Annotated in this window: 22 protein-coding genes and 1 pseudogene; 12 read left to right on the plus strand and 11 right to left on the minus strand. The window is 70.3% G+C overall.

Going from position 1 to position 22486, the window contains the following annotated elements:
* Positions 1 to 10 precede the first annotated feature (10 nt).
* The 3 genes from M3Q35_RS09370 to M3Q35_RS09380 all read right to left on the minus strand — a co-directional run bounded on the left by M3Q35_RS09370 (position 11) and on the right by M3Q35_RS09380 (position 3648).
* On the minus strand, positions 11 to 1432 hold the full coding sequence (locus tag M3Q35_RS09370) for an MFS transporter (RefSeq protein WP_273941274.1): 1422 nt from the start codon (positions 1430 to 1432) through the stop codon (positions 11 to 13).
* Between the two features lie 84 nt (positions 1433 to 1516).
* Positions 1517 to 2878, minus strand: a complete 1362-nt coding sequence (locus M3Q35_RS09375) for an MFS transporter (RefSeq protein ID WP_273941275.1) — start codon at positions 2876 to 2878, stop codon at positions 1517 to 1519.
* A 26-nt stretch (positions 2879 to 2904) separates the two neighbouring features.
* Positions 2905 to 3648: an MFS transporter gene (locus tag M3Q35_RS09380; RefSeq protein WP_273941276.1), complete on the minus strand. Its 744-nt coding sequence runs from the start codon at positions 3646 to 3648 to the stop codon at positions 2905 to 2907.
* 177 nt (positions 3649 to 3825) lie between these two features.
* Here M3Q35_RS09380 and M3Q35_RS09385 point away from each other — a divergent pair, with 177 nt between their 5' ends.
* Complete coding sequence (locus M3Q35_RS09385; protein ID WP_273941277.1) at positions 3826 to 4500, plus strand: TenA family protein; 675 nt, start codon at positions 3826 to 3828, stop codon at positions 4498 to 4500.
* A gap of 86 nt (positions 4501 to 4586) precedes the next feature.
* The gene (locus M3Q35_RS09390; RefSeq protein ID WP_273941278.1) at positions 4587 to 5015 is read left to right on the plus strand and encodes a hypothetical protein; all 429 of its coding nucleotides are present in this window, start codon (positions 4587 to 4589) and stop codon (positions 5013 to 5015) included.
* Positions 5016 to 5075: 60 nt separating this feature from the next.
* On the opposite strand, the gene M3Q35_RS09395 is transcribed toward M3Q35_RS09390, so the two are convergent.
* Positions 5076 to 5741, minus strand: coding sequence for a class I SAM-dependent methyltransferase (locus M3Q35_RS09395; protein WP_273941279.1), 666 nt, complete (start codon positions 5739 to 5741; stop codon positions 5076 to 5078).
* Positions 5742 to 5805: 64 nt separating this feature from the next.
* Positions 5806 to 6993, minus strand: coding sequence for a cytochrome P450 (locus M3Q35_RS09400; RefSeq protein WP_273941280.1), 1188 nt, complete (start codon positions 6991 to 6993; stop codon positions 5806 to 5808).
* A 171-nt stretch (positions 6994 to 7164) separates the two neighbouring features.
* Here M3Q35_RS09400 and M3Q35_RS09405 point away from each other — a divergent pair, with 171 nt between their 5' ends.
* Genes M3Q35_RS09405 through M3Q35_RS09415 form a run of 3 tightly spaced genes read left to right on the plus strand, consistent with a single transcriptional unit; the run spans position 7165 to position 10231 of the window.
* Positions 7165 to 8214 (plus strand): methyltransferase, encoded by a 1050-nt coding sequence (locus M3Q35_RS09405; RefSeq protein ID WP_273941281.1) that lies wholly within the window; start codon positions 7165 to 7167, stop codon positions 8212 to 8214.
* Entirely contained in the window at positions 8211 to 9386 is a 1176-nt protein-coding gene (locus M3Q35_RS09410; RefSeq protein WP_273941282.1) for an FAD-dependent monooxygenase, read from the plus strand. The genes M3Q35_RS09405 and M3Q35_RS09410 overlap by 4 nt, the downstream gene beginning before the upstream one ends.
* Positions 9383 to 10231, plus strand: a complete 849-nt coding sequence (locus tag M3Q35_RS09415) for an NAD(P)H-binding protein (protein WP_273941283.1) — start codon at positions 9383 to 9385, stop codon at positions 10229 to 10231. The genes M3Q35_RS09410 and M3Q35_RS09415 overlap by 4 nt, the downstream gene beginning before the upstream one ends.
* Here M3Q35_RS09415 and M3Q35_RS09420 read toward each other — a convergent pair.
* The 5 genes and pseudogenes from M3Q35_RS09420 to M3Q35_RS09440 form a co-directional block, all read right to left on the minus strand.
* A complete protein-coding gene (locus tag M3Q35_RS09420; protein WP_273941284.1) occupies positions 10228 to 11004 on the minus strand; it encodes an SDR family NAD(P)-dependent oxidoreductase in 777 nt (258 codons plus the stop codon). The genes M3Q35_RS09415 and M3Q35_RS09420 overlap by 4 nt on opposite strands.
* Before the next feature lie 78 nt (positions 11005 to 11082).
* Positions 11083 to 12336 carry a beta-ketoacyl-[acyl-carrier-protein] synthase family protein gene (locus M3Q35_RS09425; protein WP_273941285.1) on the minus strand — a complete coding sequence of 418 codons (1254 nt, stop codon included), beginning with the start codon at positions 12334 to 12336 and terminating at the stop codon, positions 11083 to 11085.
* Positions 12337 to 12505: 169 nt separating this feature from the next.
* A pseudogene (locus M3Q35_RS48800) lies at positions 12506 to 12796 on the minus strand (cupin domain-containing protein); the annotation flags it as partial.
* Positions 12766 to 13101, minus strand: coding sequence for a TcmI family type II polyketide cyclase (locus M3Q35_RS09435; protein WP_273941286.1), 336 nt, complete (start codon positions 13099 to 13101; stop codon positions 12766 to 12768). The pseudogene M3Q35_RS48800 and the gene M3Q35_RS09435, both read right to left, overlap by 31 nt.
* 77 nt (positions 13102 to 13178) lie before the next feature.
* Positions 13179 to 13865: an SDR family NAD(P)-dependent oxidoreductase gene (locus M3Q35_RS09440; protein WP_273941287.1), complete on the minus strand. Its 687-nt coding sequence runs from the start codon at positions 13863 to 13865 to the stop codon at positions 13179 to 13181.
* A gap of 126 nt (positions 13866 to 13991) precedes the next feature.
* Here M3Q35_RS09440 and M3Q35_RS09445 point away from each other — a divergent pair, with 126 nt between their 5' ends.
* The 6 genes from M3Q35_RS09445 to M3Q35_RS09470 are packed head-to-tail and all read left to right on the plus strand — an operon-like array spanning position 13992 to position 19521.
* Complete coding sequence (locus M3Q35_RS09445; RefSeq protein ID WP_273941288.1) at positions 13992 to 15179, plus strand: nucleotide disphospho-sugar-binding domain-containing protein; 1188 nt, start codon at positions 13992 to 13994, stop codon at positions 15177 to 15179.
* Positions 15180 to 15183: 4 nt separating this feature from the next.
* On the plus strand, positions 15184 to 17028 hold the full coding sequence (gene asnB / locus M3Q35_RS09450) for an asparagine synthase (glutamine-hydrolyzing) (protein WP_273941289.1): 1845 nt from the start codon (positions 15184 to 15186) through the stop codon (positions 17026 to 17028).
* An 11-nt stretch (positions 17029 to 17039) separates the two neighbouring features.
* Positions 17040 to 17711 carry a TenA family protein gene (locus tag M3Q35_RS09455; protein ID WP_273941290.1) on the plus strand — a complete coding sequence of 224 codons (672 nt, stop codon included), beginning with the start codon at positions 17040 to 17042 and terminating at the stop codon, positions 17709 to 17711.
* Between the two features lie 13 nt (positions 17712 to 17724).
* Positions 17725 to 18921: a cytochrome P450 gene (locus M3Q35_RS09460; protein ID WP_273941291.1), complete on the plus strand. Its 1197-nt coding sequence runs from the start codon at positions 17725 to 17727 to the stop codon at positions 18919 to 18921.
* On the plus strand, positions 18915 to 19154 hold the full coding sequence (locus tag M3Q35_RS09465; protein ID WP_273941292.1) for a ferredoxin: 240 nt from the start codon (positions 18915 to 18917) through the stop codon (positions 19152 to 19154). Before M3Q35_RS09460 ends, M3Q35_RS09465 begins: the two co-directional genes overlap by 7 nt.
* A gap of 10 nt (positions 19155 to 19164) precedes the next feature.
* Positions 19165 to 19521 carry a SchA/CurD-like domain-containing protein gene (locus tag M3Q35_RS09470; protein WP_273941293.1) on the plus strand — a complete coding sequence of 119 codons (357 nt, stop codon included), beginning with the start codon at positions 19165 to 19167 and terminating at the stop codon, positions 19519 to 19521.
* A 176-nt stretch (positions 19522 to 19697) separates the two neighbouring features.
* Here M3Q35_RS09470 and M3Q35_RS09475 read toward each other — a convergent pair whose 3' ends face one another.
* Positions 19698 to 20714, minus strand: a complete 1017-nt coding sequence (locus M3Q35_RS09475) for a methyltransferase (RefSeq protein ID WP_273941294.1) — start codon at positions 20712 to 20714, stop codon at positions 19698 to 19700.
* A gap of 172 nt (positions 20715 to 20886) precedes the next feature.
* Here M3Q35_RS09475 and M3Q35_RS09480 point away from each other — a divergent pair, with 172 nt between their 5' ends.
* Positions 20887 to 22476, plus strand: a complete 1590-nt coding sequence (locus M3Q35_RS09480) for an FAD-dependent monooxygenase (RefSeq protein WP_273944293.1) — start codon at positions 20887 to 20889, stop codon at positions 22474 to 22476.
* Positions 22477 to 22486 lie beyond the last annotated feature (10 nt).

Raw genomic sequence — 22486 nt, forward strand, 5'->3', positions numbered from 1 at the left:
TGTCGTGGCCTCAGGCGGCCTGGTGCACCAGCTTGGGCACGGCGGCCTCGGGCTGGGCCGGCATCACGAAGGCCAGCACGACGCCGATGACCAGCGCGGCGCCGCTGAACGTGAAGGCCAGCACGAAGCCGGCGCCGGTCGGCAGCTGGCTGCCGGGCGCGATGCTGGCCGTGATGATGGTCGTGGTGATCACGCTGCCCAGCGCGATGCCGATGGCCCGGGCCAGGTTGATCAGGCCGGTGGCCAGCCCGGTCTCGTGCGAGCCGGACGCCGAGATGCCCAGGTTGTACATGCCGGCGCTGGCCGCGCCCATGCCGAAGCCGAAGATCACGGTCAGCAGCAGCACCGTGCCCAGGCTCGGCGACATGACCAGGCCGGCCACGCCGACGAGCTGGAACACCGAGCCGACGGCGATCACCGTGCGGGCGCCGACCCACTGGCCGGCGATGCCGCCCAGCGGCGTGCCGATGACGCCGGCGATGCACGACGGCAGCAGGTACAGGCCGACCTCGGTGATCGAGCCGCCGAGGCCGCCGTTGGCCGTGGGCAGGGTGATCAGCTGCGGCAGCAGGATGGTGCCGACGACACTGCCGACGCCCTGCACCAGCGCGGCCGCGTTGGACGTCCAGATGCCGCGCCGGGCGATCATGGCCAGCGGCACGAACGGCGCGCGGGACCGCCGTTCCAACGTGAACCAGCCGATGCCCAGCGCGACCACGACCGCCGCCATCACCAGCGTGCCGACGGAGGCCAGGCCGGTCTGCGGGATCGTCTCGATGGCCATGATCAGCGCGACCAGGAAGACGGCGAACGAGAGCGCCCCGGGCCAGCCGATGACCAGCACGTGGTTGCGGTTCGGGGTCGTGGACGGCACCAGGAACCAGGCGGCGACGGACGCGACAGCGGCCAGCAACGCCGGCAGACCGAACAGCCAGTGCCAGGACAGCAGCGTGGACACCGGGCCGACCATGACCAGGTTGACGGTCGCACCCAGCACGTACATCGAGGTCACCGCGCCGACCACGCCCTTTACCCAGCGCTCGGGCAGCTCGGAGCGGACCAGCGTGAAGGTCAGCGAGAGCAGACCGGCGCCGAGGCCCTGCAGCGCCTCGCCGACGATCATCAGCGGGTATGACGCGCCGATGCCGGACAGCACGGCGCCGACGATGACGATCGCCGTGGTGCCGAACAGGATCCGGCGTGGCCCGAAGGCGTCGCCGAGCTTGCCGATGATCGGCGTGGAGATCGCCGCCACCAGGGTGAGGGCGGCGATCAGCAGCCCGCCGGCGGCCGGCGTGATGCCCAGCGCCGGCTGGATGACCGGCAGGGCCAGCCCGGGCATGGTCTCGAGGATCGCGTTGGCCAGCACCAGGGCGGCCAGCGCGACGGTCATGGCGATGGCGCGGGAGGACGGCTTCTCGGTGTCTCTCATCGGGCACCGCTGATCGAACATAACATGGCGCGTTCACCTTGGTTTCGTTGTGCGAGTGGACATGTGACTGGGTGAGGAGCAGGCCTAGCTGGCCTCGTCGGCGTCCCGCCGGACGTGCCGGTTCTTGGCGTCCGGGTCGAGCCGGACGACCCTCGGCAGCGGCCGCGAGTCGGGATCGCGCTCCGGCAGCTCGCCGGACAGGTGTTGCTGGTCGCTGCGCTCGAGGGACAGCCGCAGCGCGAGCGGGCGGCCGGTGGCGGCGACCATCAGCGCGCGGGGCTGGTGGCCGATAGTCGTTGCCACCAAGAGGAAAGTGCCGGGGGCTGGGGTGGCGAGGCCGAAGCGGCCGCCGTCGCCGGTGCGGTACTGGTCGACCTGACGGCCGAGCAGGTCCATCAGCACCAGCGTCACGCCGGGGATCGGCGTGCCGTCCGGGTGCTGGACCATGCCGTGGATCTGTGCCCCGGGCATGGTCGGCATGAACCACTGGAACGGGGCCGGCGGACGTTCGAAGTCGTTGCTGGGCCAGTCGATCCGCGGAATGGGCACGGTCATCTCGACCATGGGGATGTCCGCGTCCAGCCCGGACCGGTCGACCCCGGACGCCTCGACGCCGGACGCCTCGACCGCGGCGGCCAGCGGCCGTTCCCGGACGAAGAACATCAGCACCACGCCGACGACCACCACCAGGCCGATCAGGAACCCGATGGTGATCGACGAGGAGAAGCCGACCAGGAACGGCCGGGCCAGCTGGGGCCCGAGCTGCTGGATGAACGTGGAGTCGGTGAGCACCCGGGCGGCGAAGGCGTCGGTCGTGCCGTCGTGGACCGACTGGGCCAGGTTCGCGCCGACGCCGGTCGCCGACCGCAATGCCGCCTGGTACGCGGGATCGGCGAGCGAGGTCCGCAGCGCGTCACCGATCCGGCCGACCACGCCGCCGAACACCGCGGCGATCACCACCGAGGTGCCGATGATGCCGCCCATCTGCTGGAAGAACGTGGCCAGCGAGGTGGCGACGCCCATGTCCTCTGGCGGCACGGTGTTCTGGGCGGTGAGGATGAGCGGCTGGATGGACAGGCCGAGGCCGAGTCCGAAGATCGTCAGGTACGCCTCGGAGGCGAACAGCGAGGTGTCCGCGTCGACGAAGCAGAACAGCACCATGGCCACGCTCATCAGCGCGATGCCGATCAGCGGGAAGATCTTGTACCGGCCGGTCTTGGAGATCAGCACCGCCGAGATGCCGGAGGTCACCGTCAGCCCGACCATGACCGGGATCATCAGCAGGCCGGCGGTGCTGGCCGAGGTGCCCTTGACGATCTGGAAGTACTGCGGGTACAGCGACATCGCGCCGAGCATGGCCGCGCCGACCACCACCGTGGCCAGGCAGGCCACCACGAACGACCGCTCGCGGAACAGCCGCAGCGGCACCAGTGCCGCGTCGGCCATTCGCCGTTCCACGAAGAAGAATGCGATCAGGCCGACGACCGACGCGGCGTAACAGGCGATGGCACCGGGGAGGCCCAGCCCCAGTCCGGGCCCTCGCTCGACACCAGCAGCAGCGGGACGACGCCGACCGAGATGGTCAGCGTGCCCCACCAGTCGACGCGTTGCTTCTGGCGTTGCTGCCGGTTGCGCAGGGTCTTGGCCACGACGGCCAGCGCGGCCAGGCCGACCGGCAGGTTGACCAGGAAGACCCAGCGCCAGCCGGCCACGCCGAGAATCGAGGACTGGGCCGCGAGCAGCCCGCCGATGGCCGGCCCGAGCAGGTTGGACATGCTGAACACGCTGACGAAGGCGCCCTGGTACTTGGCCGCCTCCCGGCCCGGCGCGATGTCCGCGATGATCACCAGGGCCAGCGAGATCAGCCCTCCGGTGCCCGCGCCCTGCACGGCGCGGAACGCCGCCAGCTCGATCATGGACGTCGACGTCGCGCAGGCCACCGAGCCGACCAGGAAGATCGTGATGGCGGCCAGGTACATCGGCTTGCGGCCGAGGATGTCGCCCAGCTTCCCGTACAGCGGGGTGCTCAGCGTCGAGGTGATCAGGTAGGCGGTGGTGGCCCACGCCTGAAGGCTCAAGCCTTGCAGGTCGTCGGCGATGGTCCGGATGGCCGCGCTGACGATCGTGGTGTCCAGCGCCGCCAACAGCACGCCCAGCAGCAGGCCGACGACGATCGCCGCGGTCCGGCCCCGGCTGAGCGGCGGGTCGGTCACCACGGGCGGCGCGGTGCTCGGGCGACCATGGTCCTGGGTACCTCTTTCGCTGCGGCCGAACGGAGAAGACCCGCGCCACGGTCCCATTCCGTGGACGAGGCTCGATGGTGTCCGGATCCAACCGATCCCCAGCGGCGGCCGCCATGCTGCTCGGGTCCGTCCGTCGAGACAGGAGTGACCATGCTGCGCGACGACCTGTGGGAGCTCGGGGAACCGGTGCTGCGCAAGGTGAACGACCATCCGTTCTGGTCGGGGCTGCGGGACGGCTCGCTGCCGGACGGCGTGCTGACCTACTTCGTGGAGCAGGACACCGGCTACCTGTTGCCGACCTTCGGCCGGGCGCTCAACCGCTGCGCCGCGATCGCCGTCGCCGACCAGCACGCGGAGCTGCTCACCCTGTGCGCCGGGGCGACGTTGGCCTCGGCCGGCCGGCTGCGGGCCGCTTTCGACGAGCTGGGGCCGAAGATGGACCAGCCCGCCCGGGCCTCGGAGCCGCCGGTCGACCCGGCCGTGCAGGCCCATTGCGCCTTCTTCACCGCGACCACCGCGACGTCGCTGCCGGCGGCGATCGGCGGCGTGCTGCCGATGGTGTGGTTCAACCTGCACCTGAGCAACGCGATGACCGCCACCACCGGGTCCCGTTACCAGCCGTGGATCGACGCCTACGACTCCGGCTCCGGCTTCGAGCAGGCCGTCGAGCAGGTCCTGGTCATGGTCGACGAGATCGGCGCCGACTGCACTCCGGCCGAGCGCGACCGTCTGATCACCCAGTTCACCCTGGGCGCTCGCCACGAGCTCGCCTTCGCCGAACTGGTGGTGCGCCGGGACAACTGGGCCGTCCGTCAGTCCTCTTGACATTCGAGGGATCTCTCAGCAGACTCAACTCCCTTGATCATCCAGTTATTTTGTCTTTGAGATACCTTTTTTGAGAGGAAGTTGTCGTGCCGGACCGCACCGTCCTGACCGAGGCCGACGAGCACACGCTGCTCACCGCCGCCTACGGCACCGTCGTGCTGATGACCGCGGCCAACCCCGGCCCCATCGCCTCCGCCAAGTCGAGCACCGCGGCGAGCCTGGCCATGACCTCGGCCACCGGCCTCACCGGTCACGTGTTCGCCATCAAGACCAAGGCGAAGGACCTGGACCTCAACGGCGGCAACACCGCCGAGATCGCCGAGACGGTGTTCCCCGCGCTCACCGCGTCGGTGGAGCTGTTGCAGGCCAAGGCCCCCGACGAGGCCGAGAACTTCCGCGCCACCATCACCACGATGACCGCGGCCGCCATGCGCTCCCACCACGGCGAGCCGCTGCCCACCGAGCTCGAGATGGCCCGCAAGATCCACAAGGCCTTGGAGGCCGCCGGCGCGTGACCTGACTCCGACAGAAAGAAGGGGCGCCGCCGGCGCCCTTCCCTGCTATTCCACGACCAGCTATGCCACGACTGCCCGGAACAACGCCGTCGTGCCCTTGATCACCAGTTGGTGGTCGGGCAGATGGCGCTTGAGCTGTCGCCGCAGCCCGTCCGGGTCGTCGCCCTGGTTCTGGAAGTTGCCCCGCTCGTGCTGCTCCAGCAACGCCCGGTGGGTCACGGCGTTCATCGGCACGCCCTCGGCCAGGATGGTGGTGCCGAAGATCCGACCACCGGGCCGCACGACCTTGGCCAGGTGCTCGAAGATGATGCCCTTCTCCTCCCAGCCACCGGGAATGCAGTGCAGCACCAGGTTGAGGCCGACGGAATCGAAGTGGTCGGGCGGCAGGGGCAGCGGGTCGAGCAGGTTGGCCTGGCAGGTCTCCGGCTTGAACCGGGCCAGCCGACGAGCCGACACGGTCAGGCACTCGGTGTTCAGGTCGAGCAGCGTGATCTCGGGATCCTTGACCCGCCACCGGGTCTTGTCCACGAAATAGCCCGTGCCCGGACCGACGTCCAGGTGCCGCCGCCCGACGGAACGGTCGTAGAGGCGGCGCATGGGACCGATTCCGCAGCCCCACACCAGCGGACAGAACAGCCGGAGCACGAGCGTGTCGTAGATCCGGAGGGTGCGCTCGTCGTACGTCTCCAGCGAATGCGTGATCCGCGGATCCAGCTCGTCGGTCATGCCGAGGTCTCCCGGTGGGAAGGGGGCGCCGGCGGGCCTGGGGGAGTCCGCCGGCGTCCCGGGGTCAGTGCAGGGACACCGGCAGGGACCGGATGCTGTTGGTGAAGTTGGTGTGCGCCCACACCGCCGGCCCGCCCAGCGCAATGCCGGGCTCGGCCACGACGTGCTGGATCAGGTGCCGCAGCTCCATCATGGCCAGCAGCCGCCCGATGCAGACGTGCGGACCGCCGCCGCCGAAGGTGATGTGCGGGTTGGGGTGCCGCGTCACGTCGAACTTGAGCGGATCGGTGAACACGCGCTCGTCGTAGTTGGCCGAGCTGAACCACAGCGCGACCAGCTCGTCGGCCTTGATCTCCTGGCCGTTGACCACGGTGTCCTCGGTGACCCGCCGGGCGAAGTGCGTGACCGGCGTGACCCAGCGCAGAACCTCCTGCACGGCAGTGGGAATCTGCGTCGGGTCCTTGCGGAGGATGGCCAGCTGCTCGGGATTGTCGAGCAGCGCCAACACCGCGCCGGTCAGTGCGCTGTACGTGGACTCGCTGCCGCCCAGCATGGTCATGGTGAACTGGGCGATCTCCTCGGTGGTGAGCAGCATGTCGCGCACCGGGGTGGACAGCAGCACGCCGATCAGGCCCTCGCCGGGCTCGGTCCGACGGCGGTGCTCGGTGAGGTCCTTGAGGTACTCGAACATCTCCCGGAACATCTCATCGGTCTGCTGCGTGTCCTGGGTGTAGTCCGGGTGGCTCCGGTTGACGGTGCGCTTGGCCCACTCGTACGCGTACGGCCGGTCGGACTGCGGGATGCCGATCAGCTCGGCCAGCGCCCGTACCGGCACCTCCAGCGACACCTCGGTGGCCAGGTCGAACTCGCCCAGCTCACGGGCCTGGGCCCAGACCTGGTCGACGACCCGCCCGACCGGCTCCTCCAGCCCGGCGATGCGGGTCGGGGTGAACGCCTTGAGCGCCAGCCGGCGCATCCGGGTGTGGTCCGGCGGGTCGATGAAGGAGATGTCCCGCAGCTTGGACGTCACCTCGCGGAACCGGGTCATGGTGGTCGGATAGGACGAGAACAGCTGGGTGTCGCGAGAGGCGGCCACCACGTCGGCGTGCTTCACGATGTACCAGAACTGGTCGCCCTCGTGATTGTCGCCGCGGGCCAGGCCCTCGCGGTCGCGCAGATCGCGGAAGTACTCGTGCGGTATGCCGTCGACGAAGGCCGTGGAATGCATGAGATCCGGTTCGGTAGTCGTCATCCTGCTCTCCGCCGCGAAGTCGGGTGCTGTGGCCTGCGAGCGTCACAGGCGGCAGTGGGGAGCCGATCCAGCGGCGGTGGGAGGGTGCCCGAGCGCCTGACCAACGGTGCACCAGAGCCGTCGGCCACGCTGCACCGGTCGTAGACCCGGAGCTGACGCGAGGAGTTCGCGGTGGACATCAAGGACGGCTTGCTCGACGTATTCTCCGCACTTCTGCCGCCACGGCAACGGGTGCTGGCGCTGTTCACGGCGAAGTGGACGATCGGCGCGCTGCGGCCGATCGTGGAGCTGGGCATCCCGGAGCTGCTGGCCGCCGGCCCGCAGACCGCCGACGACCTGGCCGCGGCCACCAGCGTCGACCCGGACGCGCTGTACCGGGTGCTGCGCTGCTGCGCCGCCGCCGGCATCTTCGCCGAGACTGAGGGCCGCACCTTCGCCCACACGCCGGCCTCGGACGCGCTGCGGATGGACGTGCCGGACACCATCCGGGACATGTTCCTGTTCGCCTCGGACATGATGATGTGGCGCCCGTACGAGGACGTGCTGCACACCGTGCAGACCGGCGAGACCGCCTTCGACCACGTCTTCGGGATGTCGTTCTTCGAGTTCCTCAAGGCCAACCCGGACCGCAGCGCGCTGTTCGACCGGGCCATGATCCAGAACCGCTACCCGGCGACCAACCAGATCCTGGACGAGTTCGACTTCGGCCGGTTCCGCAAGATCGCCGACGTCGGCGGGGGCAAGGGCCAGTTCCTGGCCGACATCCTCACCCGCTTCCCCGAGTCCACCGGTGTGCTGTGCGACCTGCCGCACGTGGTGGTGGACGCGAAGCCGGTGTTCGAGGCGGCCGGTGTGGCCGAGCGGGTGGAGATCGTCGACACCGACTTCTTCGCCGAGGTCACGCCGGGCTGCGACGCGTACCTGATCAAGCACGCCATGCACAACTGGAACGACACCGACGCGGCCCGCATCGCCCGCACCATCCGCACCGCCATCGGCGACGACCAGAACGCCCGGCTGCTGATCGTGGACATGGTGCTGACCGCGCCGGGCGGCTGGGACATCGGCAAGCTCACCGACATCGAGATGCTGGCCGCGCTGGGCGGCCGCGAGCGCAGCGCCGACGAGTGGCACCGGATGCTGGCGGCCGAGGGCTTCGAGCCGGCCAACGACCCGCAGCCGGGCAACCTGGCCATCCTCGAATACCGGGCGAAGTCGTGAAGGCGCCCGGAAAGAAGGCGATCGTCGTAGGCGGCGGCATCGGCGGTCTGTCCGCCGCTGCCGGCCTGCACCGCATCGGCTGGGACGTCACGGTTCTCGAGCGGCACGACACGCTGCGGGAGATCGGCGCCGGCATTTCGCTGATGCCCAGCGCGCAGAAGGCCCTCGATCAGCTCGGCGTCGGCGACGAACTGCGCGCGATCGCCGCGATCGTGCCGCCGCCGGGCGTGCGCGCGCCGAACGGCCGGCGGATCATGCACGGCATCGACCCGCTGGTCATGCAGCAGCGCGGTCTGGTGTCGGTGGCCCTGCTGCGGGCCGACCTGCTGTCGGTGATCGGTTCGGCCGTGCCGACGGCGTCGGTGATCACCGGGGCCGAAGCCACCAAGGTCACCGAGGACGGCAGCGTCGCCTACACGAAGGGCGACGATCACCTGAGCCTGCAAGGTGATCTGGTCGTGGTGGCCGACGGCATCAGCAGCCGGCTGCGCCGCCAGCTCTGGCCGGACGCGCCCGCGCCGTCCTACAGCGGGCACAGCGTCTGGCAGGGCGCGACCTCCCGTCCCGTCCCGCACCCCGAGTTCAGCGGCAACACCTGGGGCCGTGGCCACCAGTTCGGGCGGATGCCGCTGGCCGGCGGCCGGGTCGGCTGGTACGCCGTGGCCAACACCCCGGCCGGCACCCGCTACGACGACGAGCACGCGGAAGTGCTGCGCCGCTTCGGTTCCTGGCACGACCCGATCCCGGAGATCATCCGGGCCACCGAGGTCGTGCTGCACCACGACAGCAACGAGCTGCGGACCCCGCTGTCCACCTTCGTGCAGGGCCGCGTCGCGCTGCTGGGCGACGCCGCGCACCCGATGACCTCGGACATCGGTCAGGGTGCGTGCCAAGCCATCGAAGATGCCGTGGTGCTGTGCGCGCACCTGCAACGCGCCAACGATCTGCCGACCGCGCTGAAGCAGTACGACGAACAGCGGCGGCCGCACACGTGGAAGATCACCGAGGCCTCGCACAGCATGGGCAAGATGACGATGCTGGAACACCCCCTTGCCGTGCTGCTGCGGGACCGGGTGGCCGGAATTCTGCCCTCGGGCCCGGCGGTGAAGGCGACGGCTGACGTCGGTGGCTGGCAGCCCCCGACCCTGGACGTCAATGGAGGCGGCAAGTGATCCTGGTTCTCGGTTCCACCGGCAACGTCGGCCGGGAGCTGGTGGCGCAGCTGGTCGCCGCCGGCGAGTCCGTGCGGGCGTTCACCCGCACGCCGGAGAAGTTCCCGTCACTGCCCGGCTGCGAGGCTGTCGGCGGCGATCTCGACGACACGAACACCCTGTCCGCCGCCATGGAAGGCGCGGACAGGGTGTTCGTGGCGGTGCCGGCCGGCCCACATTCGTCCACACAGGACGCCAACGTGGCCGAGGCCTTGACGGGGAGCAAGGTTCGCCACGTGGTGAAACTGTCCTCATTGGACGTGCTGCCGCCGGTCGACAACCTCTACGCCGAACTGCTGGCCGCGGGGGAGCGGAGCCTGCGCGAGTCCGGCGTACGGTGCACGGTGCTGCGGCCGACCGGGTTCATGACGAACGCGTTCCAGTGGCTGCATTCCGTGAAGTCCCAACGAACCGTGTACGGCATGTACGGCACCATCGCCCGTGCGCTGATCGACCCCGCCGACATCGCCGCGGTGGCGGTGCAGATGCTGCGCTCCGAGGACGGCGACAACGAGATCCACGCCCTCACCGGACCCCAGCCGCTGACCATGCCGGAGCAGGTGGCGATCCTGGGTTCCGTGCTGGGCGAGGAGATCAGCTACGTCGACGCGCCACCGGAAACCGTGGGCGAGGCGATGAAACAGGCCGGTATGGACGCCGATTTCGTGGCCGGCATGCTCACCGCGCTCGGGAACACCGATCCCGAGCGCGGTGGCGTCGCACTGCCGACGGTCGAACGGATCACCGGTCGACCGCCCACCTCGTTCGCGGCCTGGCTGACCAGCAACGTCAGCCGCTTCCGCTAGCGGCCGCCGGCGGTCCGGACGACCTCGCCGGTGACGTTGCCGTTGGCCTCGGAGCCGAGGAAGACGATCAACCGCGCGATGTCCTCCGGATCGCTGAGCCGGCCGCTCGGCGTGATGGACAGCTCGTGGTCGGCCATGCCCTTGGTGATCGGGCTGGCCGCCATCGCCTCGTAGGCGCTCTCGGTCAGGGTGAGCCCCGGCGCGACCACGTTGACCAGCACGCCGCTGCCCTCGCCGCCCCACATCGCGCCGCGGGCGAAGCCGTGCATGGCCGCCTTGGACGCGCTGTAGATCTCCGAGCCGGGCAGTCCGTTGTGCGCGGTGGTGGAGGACAGGATCACGATCCGCCCCCACTTCCGCTCCCGCATGCCCCGCAGCGTCAGCTGGGCGGTGCGGATGGTGCCGTCGACGTTGGCCCGCAGCCGCGAGCCCCACTCCTCGGCCTCGGTGTTCTCGAACGTGGGCGTGGTCGCCGGGTCCTCCCACGTGAAGTACAAGGCGTTGGCCACCAACACATCCACGCCGCCCCAGCGGTCGTCGACCGCGTCGACGGCGGCGTCGATCGAGCCCATGTCGCGCAGGTCGTACGGGACGGCGAAGGACCGCTCCTCGCCGCCCAGCTGCGCGACCACCTTGGCCGCCTCGTCGGCGGCCGAGTTGTACGTGATGGCGACCTTCGCCCCTTCGGCCCCGAACGCCAGGGCCACGGCCTTGCCGATGCCCCGGGTCGCCCCGGTGACCAGAACTCTGCGGTCCCGCAAACCAAGATCCATGTGCCGCGCCCCTCGTCGTAGCCGCGCGGCCCGACCGGGCCGCTCATAGTAGAAAGTATACTAGTCGACGAGCGGGCACTAGCCGCGGCCGAGCACCATGGCGCTCTGGAAGCCACCGAACCCGCTGCCCACGCACAGCACCGCGTCCGTCTTGTGCTCACGGGCGGTCAGCGGCACGTAGTCGAGGTCGCACTCGGGGTCACGGGTGCGAAGATTGGCCGTCGGCGGCACCACCTGCCGTTGCAGCGCCAGCGCGCACGCCGCCACCTCGATCGACCCGATCGCGCCGAGCGAGTGCCCGACCATCGACTTGATCGAACTGACCGGCACCTTGTAAGCGTGGTCGCCCAGCGACCGCTTGAACGCCGCGGTCTCGTGCCGGTCGTTCTGCTTGGTGCCGGAGCCGTGCGCGTTGATGTAGTCCACATCGGTCGGGTCGAGCCGGGCCCGGTCCAGCGCCACCCGGATCGCCTCGGCCATCTCCCGCCCGTCCGGCTTGAGGCCGGTCATGTGGAAACCGTTGGCCCGGTTGGCGAAACCGGAGATCTCGGCGTAGATGCGGGCGCCACGCCGCAGCGCCGCCTCCCGTTCCTCCAGCACCAGCACGGCCGAGCCCTCGCCCAGCACGAATCCGTGCCGGTCGGCGTCGAACGGCCGGGACGCGGTCGACGGGTCGTCGTTGTCGGCCGAAGTCGCCTTGATCGCGTCGAAACAGGCCGACGTGATGGGGGACAGCGGGGCGTCCGTCGCGCCCGCGATCACCACGTCGGCACTGCCCTCGGCGATCAGCTGCACGCCGTGCCCGACCGCGTCGAGCCCGGACGTGCAGCCGGTGGACACCAACGTGACCGGTCCCTCGGCGTCGACCTCCCACGCCACTTCGACGGCGAGCGTGCTCGGCACCATGTAGCCGTACAGGTGCGGCACGCCGTAGCTGTGGTCGACCAGCCAGCGCTGCCCGGCGTCGGACAGCACGGCGTACTCCTCCTCCAGGCCCATCGTGCAGCCGACCGCGCTGCCGATGCTGACGCCGATCCGCTCCGGCGACAGGCCGCCGAGCTCGATCCCGCTGTCGGCCAACGCCTCGCGCGTGCAGACGATGGCGAACTGGGCCGCCCGGTCCATCCGCCGGATCTGCTGCGGGGACAGGCCGGCGGCGGCCGGGTCGAAGTCGCACTCGGCCGCGATCCGCGAGCGGAAACCGGTCGGGTCGAACAGGCTGATCGTCCTGGTCGCGGTGCGACCGGCGGTCAGCAGGTCCCAGAACGCCTCGCGGCCGATGCCGCCGGGCGCGACCACGCCGATGCCGGTGATGACCGCGCGGCCGGTCATCGGCCGCCCTCGGGCTGACCCACCGGCGTGTGCGGGATCTCCGGGTTGGGCACGGCCTCGGTGTCCACGTGGCCGAGATCGGGCCGAGGGCCAGCGGCGACAGATGGAACACCGCGTGCGCCTCCTCCTGTCCGATATTGACCAGGCGGTGCCGCACCCCGATCGGCACCAGCAGCGAGTCACCGGGACCCAGCGGCACCTCGACGTCGTCCAGGGTCATCGTCAGCGATCCCGTGACGACGTGCAGGAACTCCTCGGAGTACGGGTGGTAGTGCTCGGCCACGAACTCGCCGACGCCCAGCCGCAGCACCCCGCCGAAGCCCGACGTGCACCCGACCGTCTTGGGGCTGAGGGTCACTCGCAGATCGCCGCCGCGCCGCTTGTTGGGCACGCAGTCGTCCGCGGCGATCTTGAGCTCTCGGGAAGTCGTCACAGGACCCTCCCGTCGGCCGGCGTCCACACGTAGAACGGGGAAGCCATGGCGTCCTTGGGTTCCTTCCAGTTGGGGTCGTACGGCGAGATGTACTTGCCGAGCTTGGTGTTGATGTCCTTGTACAGCGGCGTGCTGCGGGCCTTGTACAGGTCCGGGTTGATGTCGGCGTCCGCCTCGACCAGGTGGAAGTACAGGTCGTGGAAGGCGAACAGGGTCCGCCGGGACACGCCGATCAGGTGGGGCAGCTCGGTGTTGTCGGACTCGGCGAACACGTCGGCGACGGCGGACGCGTCGGCCGCGTCCATCCTGGCCACGATGAGGGTGCGATGCATCGTGTCTCCTGTGGGGGACGGGATTTCCTTGCGACGATGGCAGATCGGCCTGGGAGCGGACTGGGGCCGATCTGGAATCACCAGTCGGTCTGCTTGCCGTGCCGGAGAAAGGCGCCGGTGGGCCCGTCATCGGGCAGCTGGGCCGCGTCGACGATGTCGGCCGAGGCGTCCCAGGCCGAACGGTGCGCCTGCGGGGCCATCCGGGTCTTCACCAGTCCGGGATTGACCGCGTTGACCAGCACCCCGGTGCCTTTCGTGGCGGTGGCCAGCAGCTGCATGACGCCGTTGACCGCGGTCTTGGACAGCGAATAGGCCGGCGCGCCGGGGAACAGGCCGTTGGTGAACGAGCCGGTGCCGCTGGACACGAACACCACCCGGCCCCAGCCCCGCTCGACCATCGCCGGCACGAACGCCTGCGAAACCCGAAGCGCGCCAAGGGCATTGACGGTGAGATGCCGGTGCACCACGTCGATCGGCACGGTCAGCGGGTCGTAGCCCTGGTCCGACATGATGCCGGCGTTGTTGACCAGCACGTCCACCGGTCCGGCCAGCTTGACCGCCCGCTGCACGCTCTCGTCGTCGGTGACGTCGAGCTCGATGCCGGTCGCGCCGTCGCCCAGCTCCTCGGCCACGTCCCTGGCGTCGCGGCCGTCCCGGCCGGCGACCACCACCCGCAGCCCCAGTCCGTGCAGCCGCCGGGCCACGGCCCGGCCCAGTCCCCGATTCGCGCCCGTGACCAGCGCCGATCGTGCGGTGTCCACCATGCCGACATGGTGGCGACGGCCGGTTGTCGGCCGCTGGGCGCGACCACCAGCCCGGCCCGATCCTGGCCCCATCCGCCGCTGCGACGGTGGCCGGGCGAGGTCCGCTGGCCTGGGAGGACGAGACAGATGCGCGTGTTGTTCACGACCTGGGCCTGGCCGTCGCACCTGGCCGCGATGACCCCGCTGGCCTGGGCGTTCCAGTCCGCCGGGCACGAGGTCCTGGTGGCCGTGCAGCCCTCGCTGCTGCCGACGGCGGCGAAATGCGGCCTGTTGGCGCACCCCATCGGCGATGACGTCGACTCGGTGGCCATGGTCCGCCAGTACGTACTGCCCTCGGCTGCCGGCGGCACTGCGCCGAGTGGCGGCGGCAAGGGACCGCGCGCCCTCCAGATGTTCCTGGCCCACACCGAGGCGATGACCGACGATCTGGTCGAGGTGACCCGCCGCTGGGCCCCTGACTTCGTCGTCTTCGACACCACGACGTGGGCCGGCCCGATCGCCGCGGCGGCGGCCGGCGTGCCGCCGGTTCGACACCTGTACGGGCCGGATCTGTTGCTGCGAGCCGGAAACCTGCTGCCCGAGCTGCTGGCCCCGATCGCCGATCGGCACGGCGTGTCGCACGTCGACCCGATGGCCGCGGTGGCCGTCGACCCGACCCCGCCGAGCCTGCGCTTCCCGGGCGGCGGCGACCGGATCACCATGCGCCACTTGCCGTTCACCATCGACAGTCGTCGGATCATCGACCCGCCCCCGGACACCGGCAAGCCCAGGGTGCTGGTCAGCTGGGGACACACCATCGCCAAGCTGGATCCCGCGCTGTTCCCGGTCGGCGACATCGTCCGCGGCCTCAAGGGCCTGGACGTCGTGGTGGCAATCTCGGCGGCGCAACGGGATCTGCTCGGCCCGCTGCCCGACGGCGTCACGGTGGTCGAAGACGTGCCGCTGGATCTGTTGCTGCCGCAGTGTCAACTTCTGATCGGCCATGGCGGCGCTGCGACTGTCCTAACCGGACTGGCGCACGGGGTCCCGCAGCTACACGTGCCCCAGCTCCCCGACCACGCCGGCCATTCTGGCCGGGTGGAGGCGGCCGGCGCCGGCATCGTGCTCACCAGGGACGAGGCCGTGACGGGAGCGCTGCGCGTCGAGGTCGAGGAACTCCTTGCCGGCGAACGGGAACGGGACAACGCCCGCCGGATCGCCGCCGAGATCGCCGCGTCGGCCACGCCGGCCGAGGTGGCCCGATCCCTGGTGGCGGCGGCGGAATCGGCCACCATCGGCCTTGGATCGGCCCCACAGCCGGCTGCCACACACTGACGCCATGTGCGGCATCACAGGATGGGTCGACTTCGAGCGGGACATGCGACTTGAGACGAGCACCGTGCGCACGATGGCCGCCACCATGGCCAATCGCGGGCCGGACGCCGAGGGCGTGTGGGCGGACCGGCACGCGGCGCTCGGCTACCGTCGGCTGGCGGTGATCGACATCCCCGGCGGCAACCAGCCCATGGTGGCCGAGGAGTCGGGCCAGGTGCTGGCCGTGCTCGCCTACAACGGCGAGGTGTACAACTTCCGAACGCTGCGAACGGAACTGGAAGGCCGCGGCCACCGGTTCCGCACCGCCAGCGACACCGAGGTGGTGCTGCGGGCCTACCTCGAGTGGGGCGAGGACTGCGCGGAGCGCCTCGAAGGCATGTACGCCTTCGCGGTCTGGGACCCGCGCAACGACACGCTGCTGCTGGCCCGCGACCGGCTCGGCGTGAAACCCCTGCTGTACGCCAAGACCGGCAACGGTGTGGTGTTCGGCTCGGAGGCCAAGGCGCTGCTGGCCCACCCGCAGATGGACGCCGTGGTCGACGCCGAGGGCCTGGCCGAGCTGCTGGGCTACATCGCCACTCCGGGCCACGCCGTCTACCGCGGCATGCACGAGGTCCAGCCGGGACACGTCGTCACGGTCAAGGCCGGCCGGATCACCGCGCGGCGCTACTGGTCGCTGCCGGCCATGGAGCACACCGACGACTGGGACACCACGGTGTCCACGGTCCGCGAGCTGCTGGCCGAATCGGTGTCCGCCCACCTGGTCTCCGACGTGCCGCTGTGCACGCTGCTGTCCGGCGGCCTGGACTCCAGCGCGATCGTCGCCCTGGCCGCGAAGGCGACCGGCGCCAAGCCGACCACCTTCGCCGTCGACTTCGAAGGCCACGAGAAGCGGTTCCGCAAGGACTTCTGGCACGAGGACCCGGACGCCCCGTTCGCCACCGCGGTCGCCGAGCACGTCGGCACCGACCACGAACGCGTGGTGCTCCAGACGAGCGACATGGTCGACCCGCTGGTCGAGGCGGCCGCGCTGCGCGCCCAGGACCTGCCGCGGCCGATCCCGGACATGGACCGCTCGCTGTTCCTGCTGCTGCGCTCGGTGCAGCAGCGGTCGAAGGTCGCCCTGATGGGGGAGATCGCCGACGAGCTGTTCGGCGGCTACAAGTCGTTCCGCGACCCCACGCTGGTCGACACCGGCAACTTCCCCTGGGTGAGCATGGGTTTCAAGGTCGCGCCGCACGGCATGGGCACCGGCCTGCTCGACCCGTCGCTGCTCAACAAGGTCGACGTCCGCGGCTACACCGCCGACCGGTACGCCGACACCCGGGCCGAAGTCCCGACCACGCCGGGGGAGTCGGCCGAGGACCGGGCCAAGCGCGGCATCAGCTACGCCCACCTGACCCGCTGGCTGCCGCTGCTGCTGACCCGTGACGACCGGCTGAGCATGGCCGTCGGCCTGGAACTGCGGGTGCCGTTCTGCGACCACCGGCTGGTCGAGTACGTGTTCAACATCCCGTGGTCGATGCAGACCGCCGACGACCGGGAGAAGAGCGTGCTCCGGGCCGCGGTCGCCGACCTGCTGCCGGAGCAGGTGCTCAACCGGCCCAAGAGCCCGTTCCCGGTCACCCAGGACCCCGGCTACGGCCAGGTGCTGCGGGAGCGGTTCGACGCCGTGGTGGCCGATCCGGCCAGCCCGGTGCGGCCGCTGCTGGACGGCCCGGCCGCCGCCGCGCTGCGCGACGAGCGCCGCCCGATCGCGGTGGACGGCTGGGGCGAGCGCAGGAACGTCGAAATGGTGCTGCAACTGGACTCGTGGCTCCGCCACTACCGGGTTCGCCTGGACGTCTGAGAGAGGATCGCATGCTGCACAAGGAACTTCTCGCCATCGCCGAGCCGGCGCTGGAGAAGGTGCTGGACAATCCGTTCTGGGCGGGGCTGCGGGACGGCACACTGCCCCCCGAGGCGTTGCTGCACTTCGTCCGCCAGGACTCGGAGCACCTGCTGCCGACCTACGCGCGTGCCCTGCACCGCGTCGGCGCGGCCGCGCCCAAGGACTCCCAGGCGCTGCTGTTCGGTCGCTCGGTCGTGGGCAGCCTCGAGGCCGCCACGCGGCTGCGGGCCCGCTACGAGGAGCTGTCCGAGGAGCTGGAGCTGCCGGCGCTGGGCACCGAGCCGACCCCGGTCGACCCGTACACCCACGGCTACATCAGCTCGCTGGCCGCGGCCAGCGCCACCTCGTTCGCCGCCGGTGTCGGCGCGCTGCTGCCGATGGTGTGGTTCAACGACAAGGTCAGCCTCGACCTGGTCGAGCGGCACAAGCTGGACTCCCGCTACGACAAGTGGATCGAGGCCTACCTGCCGGGCCACGGCTACGCCCGCACCGTGCAGTGGTTCCTCGACCTGGCCGACGAGGTCGGCGAGAACTCCTCGCCCACCGAGCGGGACCGGCTGGTCGAGCAGTTCACCATCAGCACCCGCTACGAGTTTGTCTTCGCCCAGGCGTGCTGGCAGCAGCCGGCCTGGCCGGCCTGAGGAAAGGCGAGCCATGACCACGGAAGCCCCTAGGTACCCGTTCGCCTGGGAACCGCCGATGCAGGTGCCGCAGGCCCTGCAGGGCCTGCACGACAAGTCGGCCGTCCAGGTCACGCTGCCCAGCGGGGACAAGGCGCTGCTGGTGACCCGCTACCGGGACGTCCGGTCGCTGTTCGCCGACCACCGGCTCAGCCGCAACATCGCCCGGCCCGACGCGGCCCGCATCTCGGCCGACAACGACCTGTTCACCAACCCGCACATCGATCCCGACCCGCCCAAGCACACCCAGGTCCGCAGCCTGGTGACGCGGGCGTTCACCGCCCGGCGCATCGAGGGGCTGCGCCCGGTGGCCCAGGAGATCACCGACGAGCTGCTGGACGCCATGGAGGCGGGCCCCCGCCCGGCCGAGCTGAACGAGGCGTTCGCCTTCCCGCTGCCGATCCGCGTGATCTGCAAGCTGCTGGGCATCCCGCCGGAGGACCGCAGCCACTTCCGGGCCAGCGTCGACGGCTTCCTCTCGGTCAGCAAGCTGCCGCCGGACGAGGTGGCCAAGGCCCGTGGCGACCTGTTCCGCTACCTGGCCGAGCTCATCGAGTCCAAGCGGTCGACGCCGGGCGACGACCTGATCAGCGCGCTGATCAAGGTGCGGGACGAGGACGACAACCGGCTCAACGAGCACGAGCTGCACTTCTGGGTGACCGGCCTGCTCATCGCCGGCTACGTCACCACGGCCAGCCAGATCGGCACCGGCACGGCCGTGCTGCTGCACCACCCGGAGCTGGTCAAGGAGATCCGCGACGACTGGTCGCTGGTGCCGTCGGCGGTGGAGGAGCTGCTGCGGACCCAGATCATGGGCTCCTCGGTCGGCACCCTGCGCTACGCCATCGACGACATCCCGCTCACCGACGGCTCGGTCATCACCAAGGGCACCAGCGTGCTGCTGTCCGAGGAAGCGGCCAACATGGACCCGGAGGTGTTCGACCGGCCGTTCGAGATCGACATCCGGCGGACCGAGAACCACCACATGACCTTCGGCGCCGGCCTGCACTACTGCGTCGGGGCCGCGCTGGCCCGGATGGAGCTCCAGGTGGCCACCGAGTCGCTGCTGCGCCGGTTCCCGGACCTGCGCCTCGCGGTGCCCGGCGACCAGCTGCCGCGGGCGCTCGGCGGCTTCATGGAGGGCTTCACCGAGGTCCCGGTCGAATGGTGATGCGGGTCGCGGCCAACCGGGAGACGTGCGTGGTGAGCAGCCTGTGCGTGTACCGCGCGCCGACGGTGTTCGCCCAGGACGACGACCTGGGCCAGGTCGTGGTGCTCGACGAGGAGCCCGGCGACGAGCTGCACGCGGCCGTTCGCCGGGCCGCTCGCGGCTGTCCGACCAAGTCGATCAAGGTGACCGAGCCGGACGGGTCCACCGTGGCCAGCGCGTTCGACTTCGACTAGAGGGAGCACGATGGCGATCGCGGCGATCAGGTACGACATCAAGGGCGGCTACGAGAAGGAGATCGAGGAGATCTTCGGCGGGTTCCGCCGGGTCGGCGCGGCCGACGTGCCCGGCAACCCCGGGACCCGCATCCTCGGCACCGCCCTGTTCATCCGGGACGACACCATGGTCCGGTTCATCGAGTACGAGGGCGACCTCGACGTGGTGGCCCGGCACATGGCGAGCCACCCCGGCGTGCAGGAGATCGAGCGCAAGCTCGCGCCCTACCTGACCATTCCCCGGGACACCGGCACCGTGGACGGGTTCGTGGCCACGTTCCAACGCAGCCTGCTGCGGTGCATATCGCAGCTGTCGGTCAAGGAATGACGAAAGAGGGGCCAGCCGCGCTGGCCCCTCTTTCGTCACATGCGCTTCCCGCTTGTCGCCAGAGCACAAGTAGGAAGCGCATGTGGCATTACTGCCGGTGGGAGTTGCCACATGCGCTTCCTATGTGGCACCAGACGCCACATGGGAAGCGCATGTGGCGCCACCCGGTTGGTGGCTCACTTGGCCTTGCGGCACACCACGATCGTGTCGAAGTCGCTCAGCGGCTCCTGCGTGATGGACTCGAAGCCGGCGGCGGTGGCGTGCTCCACCACCTCGGCGGCGGTGTACTCCGAGCCGCCGTCGGTCACCAGCAGCATGTCCAGGCTGATCACCAGGTTCTCCACGTGCCGCGGGTCCTCGTCGAGCATGCGGTCGTAGACGATCAGCGCGCCGCCCGGGTTGACCGCCCGGAACGCCTTGGTGATCAGGTGGCCGCGCTGCTCGCGGTCCCAGTCGTGCAGGACGTGGCCGAGCACCACCACGTCGGCGTTGGGCAGCTCCCGCTCGAAGAAGCTGCCGCCGTGGAAGGTCAGCTTGTCGGTCAGCCCGAGCGCGGCCGCGTGCTCGTCGAAGAACGGCTCCATCTCCGGCAGGTCGAGCACGTTGCCGGCCAGGTGCGGCTGGGCCTTCACGATCTGGCTGCACAGGTTGCCCCGCGCGCCGCCCACGTCCAGCACGGAGGTGAAGTCCGACCAGTCGAACGCCTCGATCAGCGCCGGGCCGAGCACCTGGGTCAGCGCGTCCATCATGCCGATGAACTGGCGGAGGATATGGGGATTCTTGGTCACGGCGGTGAAGTCGGAGCCGGACTGCTGCTGGCCGGTGCGCAGCGCCTCGCCCAGCTTGCCCCACGCCGGGTACAGGTTCCGGTTGGACCGCTCCAGGAAGCCGCCGACGTAGGAGCTCTTGCCCCGCACCAGATAGCGGTCCGCGCCGGTGGCGTTGCCGTAGCGGCCCTCACCGTCGCGGACCAGCAGTTCCAGTGCTGTCAACAGGTTCAGGAAGTCGGACAACCCCCGGCCATGCAGAGTCAGTCGAACGCGGATGTCCTCCTCGGTCAGTGGCCCGGTCTCGTGCAGCGTGTCGAACAAACCGAGCTCGACCGCGGTCAGCAGTGCCTTGGCGTCGCAGAAAGCGTTGCCCAGTCGGATGATCCCGGCGGGAGTGCCGGTGTCCTGCGCGATGCCTGTCATCCGCGTCGTTCCTTTCCTGGTCGGTGTCCGTCACGCTGGCACGCCGGTGTGGGGCCGACTTGGGGCGCGGGTCCAGGACCGCCGGGCCACCACGGTGTCACCAGGATTTCCCGACCGGGGCACGGAATGCTCCTTCCGAGCTGGTCTACCCCAGGGAGTCGCCGTGTCTGACATGAACGTCCCCGTGCTGATCGTCGGTGGCGGGCCGGTGGGCCTGGCCACCGCCGTGTTCCTCGGCCGGCACGGGATCCAGAGCGTGCTGGTGGAGAAGCGGGGCGAGACCTCGCTGCTGCCACGGGCGCCGGGCCTGCAGGCCCGCACCATGGAGCTGTTCCGCGCGGCCGGCATCGGGCCGGACATCCGCGCGCTGGAGATCGGCGACTCGCACGCCTTCTTCGAGGGCGGCATCATCAAGGTGAACACCTTCGCCGAGATCGACGACAAGGTGGTGCTCGAGGCGCCGAGCCTGGACGGGCCGCGGGTCAGCCCGGAGCGGGTGATGGGCTGCGGGCAGGACCGCTACGAGCGGATCCTGGTCGACAAGGCCCGGATGTTCGGCTCGCAGGTGCTGTTCGGCACCACGTTGCAGTCGTTCGAGCAGGACGACGAGGGCGTGACCGCGGTCGTCGAAGAGGCCGGAAAGCTTCGTACCATCCGGGCCAAGTACCTGGTCGGCGCGGACGGCGCCGGCAGCCGGGTGCGCAAGGCGCTGGGCGTCGAGCGGCACGGCCGTGGCACCGTGTTCAACGCACTGAGCATCTACTTCCGTGCCCCCGAGCTGGAGGACCTGCTCAAGGGTGCGAAGTTCATCCTCTGCTACGCCAACGCCCGTGACTCCATGATGGGCCTGTCCCGGCTGCACGGGCGTGACCCGTGGCTGGCCGCCCCGCTGTACTTCCCGGAGCGCGGCGAGTCCCCGGCCGACTTCACCGACGAGCGCTGCGTGGACATCGTGCGCTCGGCCGCCGGCCGTGACATCGACGTGGAGATCGTGGACAAGGTGCCGTGGACCGGCGCCCAGCTGGTGGCCGAGCACTTCCGGGTGGGCCGGGTGTTCCTGGCCGGCGACGCCGGGCACGTGCACCCGCCGGCCGGCGGTTTCGGGGCCAACACGGGTATTCACGATGCCCACAACCTGGCCTGGAAGCTGGCCGGCGTGATCAACGGCTGGGCCGGCGACAAGCTGCTCGACACCTATCACGACGAGCGGCACCAGGTCGGCAACGCGATGGCCGAGCAGGCCTTGGCGCGCAGCCGGATCCGGCACGGCCACGGGTCCGAGGAGGACCTGGTGGCCATGGTCGACGACGTGATCATCACTTTGGGCTACCGCTACCTGTCGTCGGCGGTGATCGGCAGTGAGGACGACCGCGTGCTCACGCCGAAGCTGGAGCTGTCCGGCGAGCCCGGCACCCGGGCCCCGCACGTGTGGCTGGAGCGCGGTGGGGCGCGGCTGTCCACCATCGACCTGTTCTGGGACTCGTACGTGCTGCTGCACGGCCCTGACGGCGCCGCATGGGCCGCTGCCGCTGAGGACGTCGCCCAGCGGCTCGGGATTCCGTTGGTGGCGCACGAGATCGGGCCCGACAGCCCGCTGCGGCCGGCCGACTGGGACTTCGCTGAGACGTATGGCCTCAAGCCCGAGGGCGCCGTGCTGGTCCGTCCGGACGCTTTCGTGGGGTGGCGTTCCGCCGAGGGCGTCGCCGACCCGGCCGCCGTGCTGGCCCCCGTTCTCGCCGGCTTGGCCGGCCTCGACGCGTGAGCAGGAGCGA

Source organism: Kutzneria chonburiensis (assembly GCF_028622115.1).
Classification (GTDB): Bacteria; Actinomycetota; Actinomycetes; order Mycobacteriales; family Pseudonocardiaceae; genus Kutzneria; species Kutzneria chonburiensis.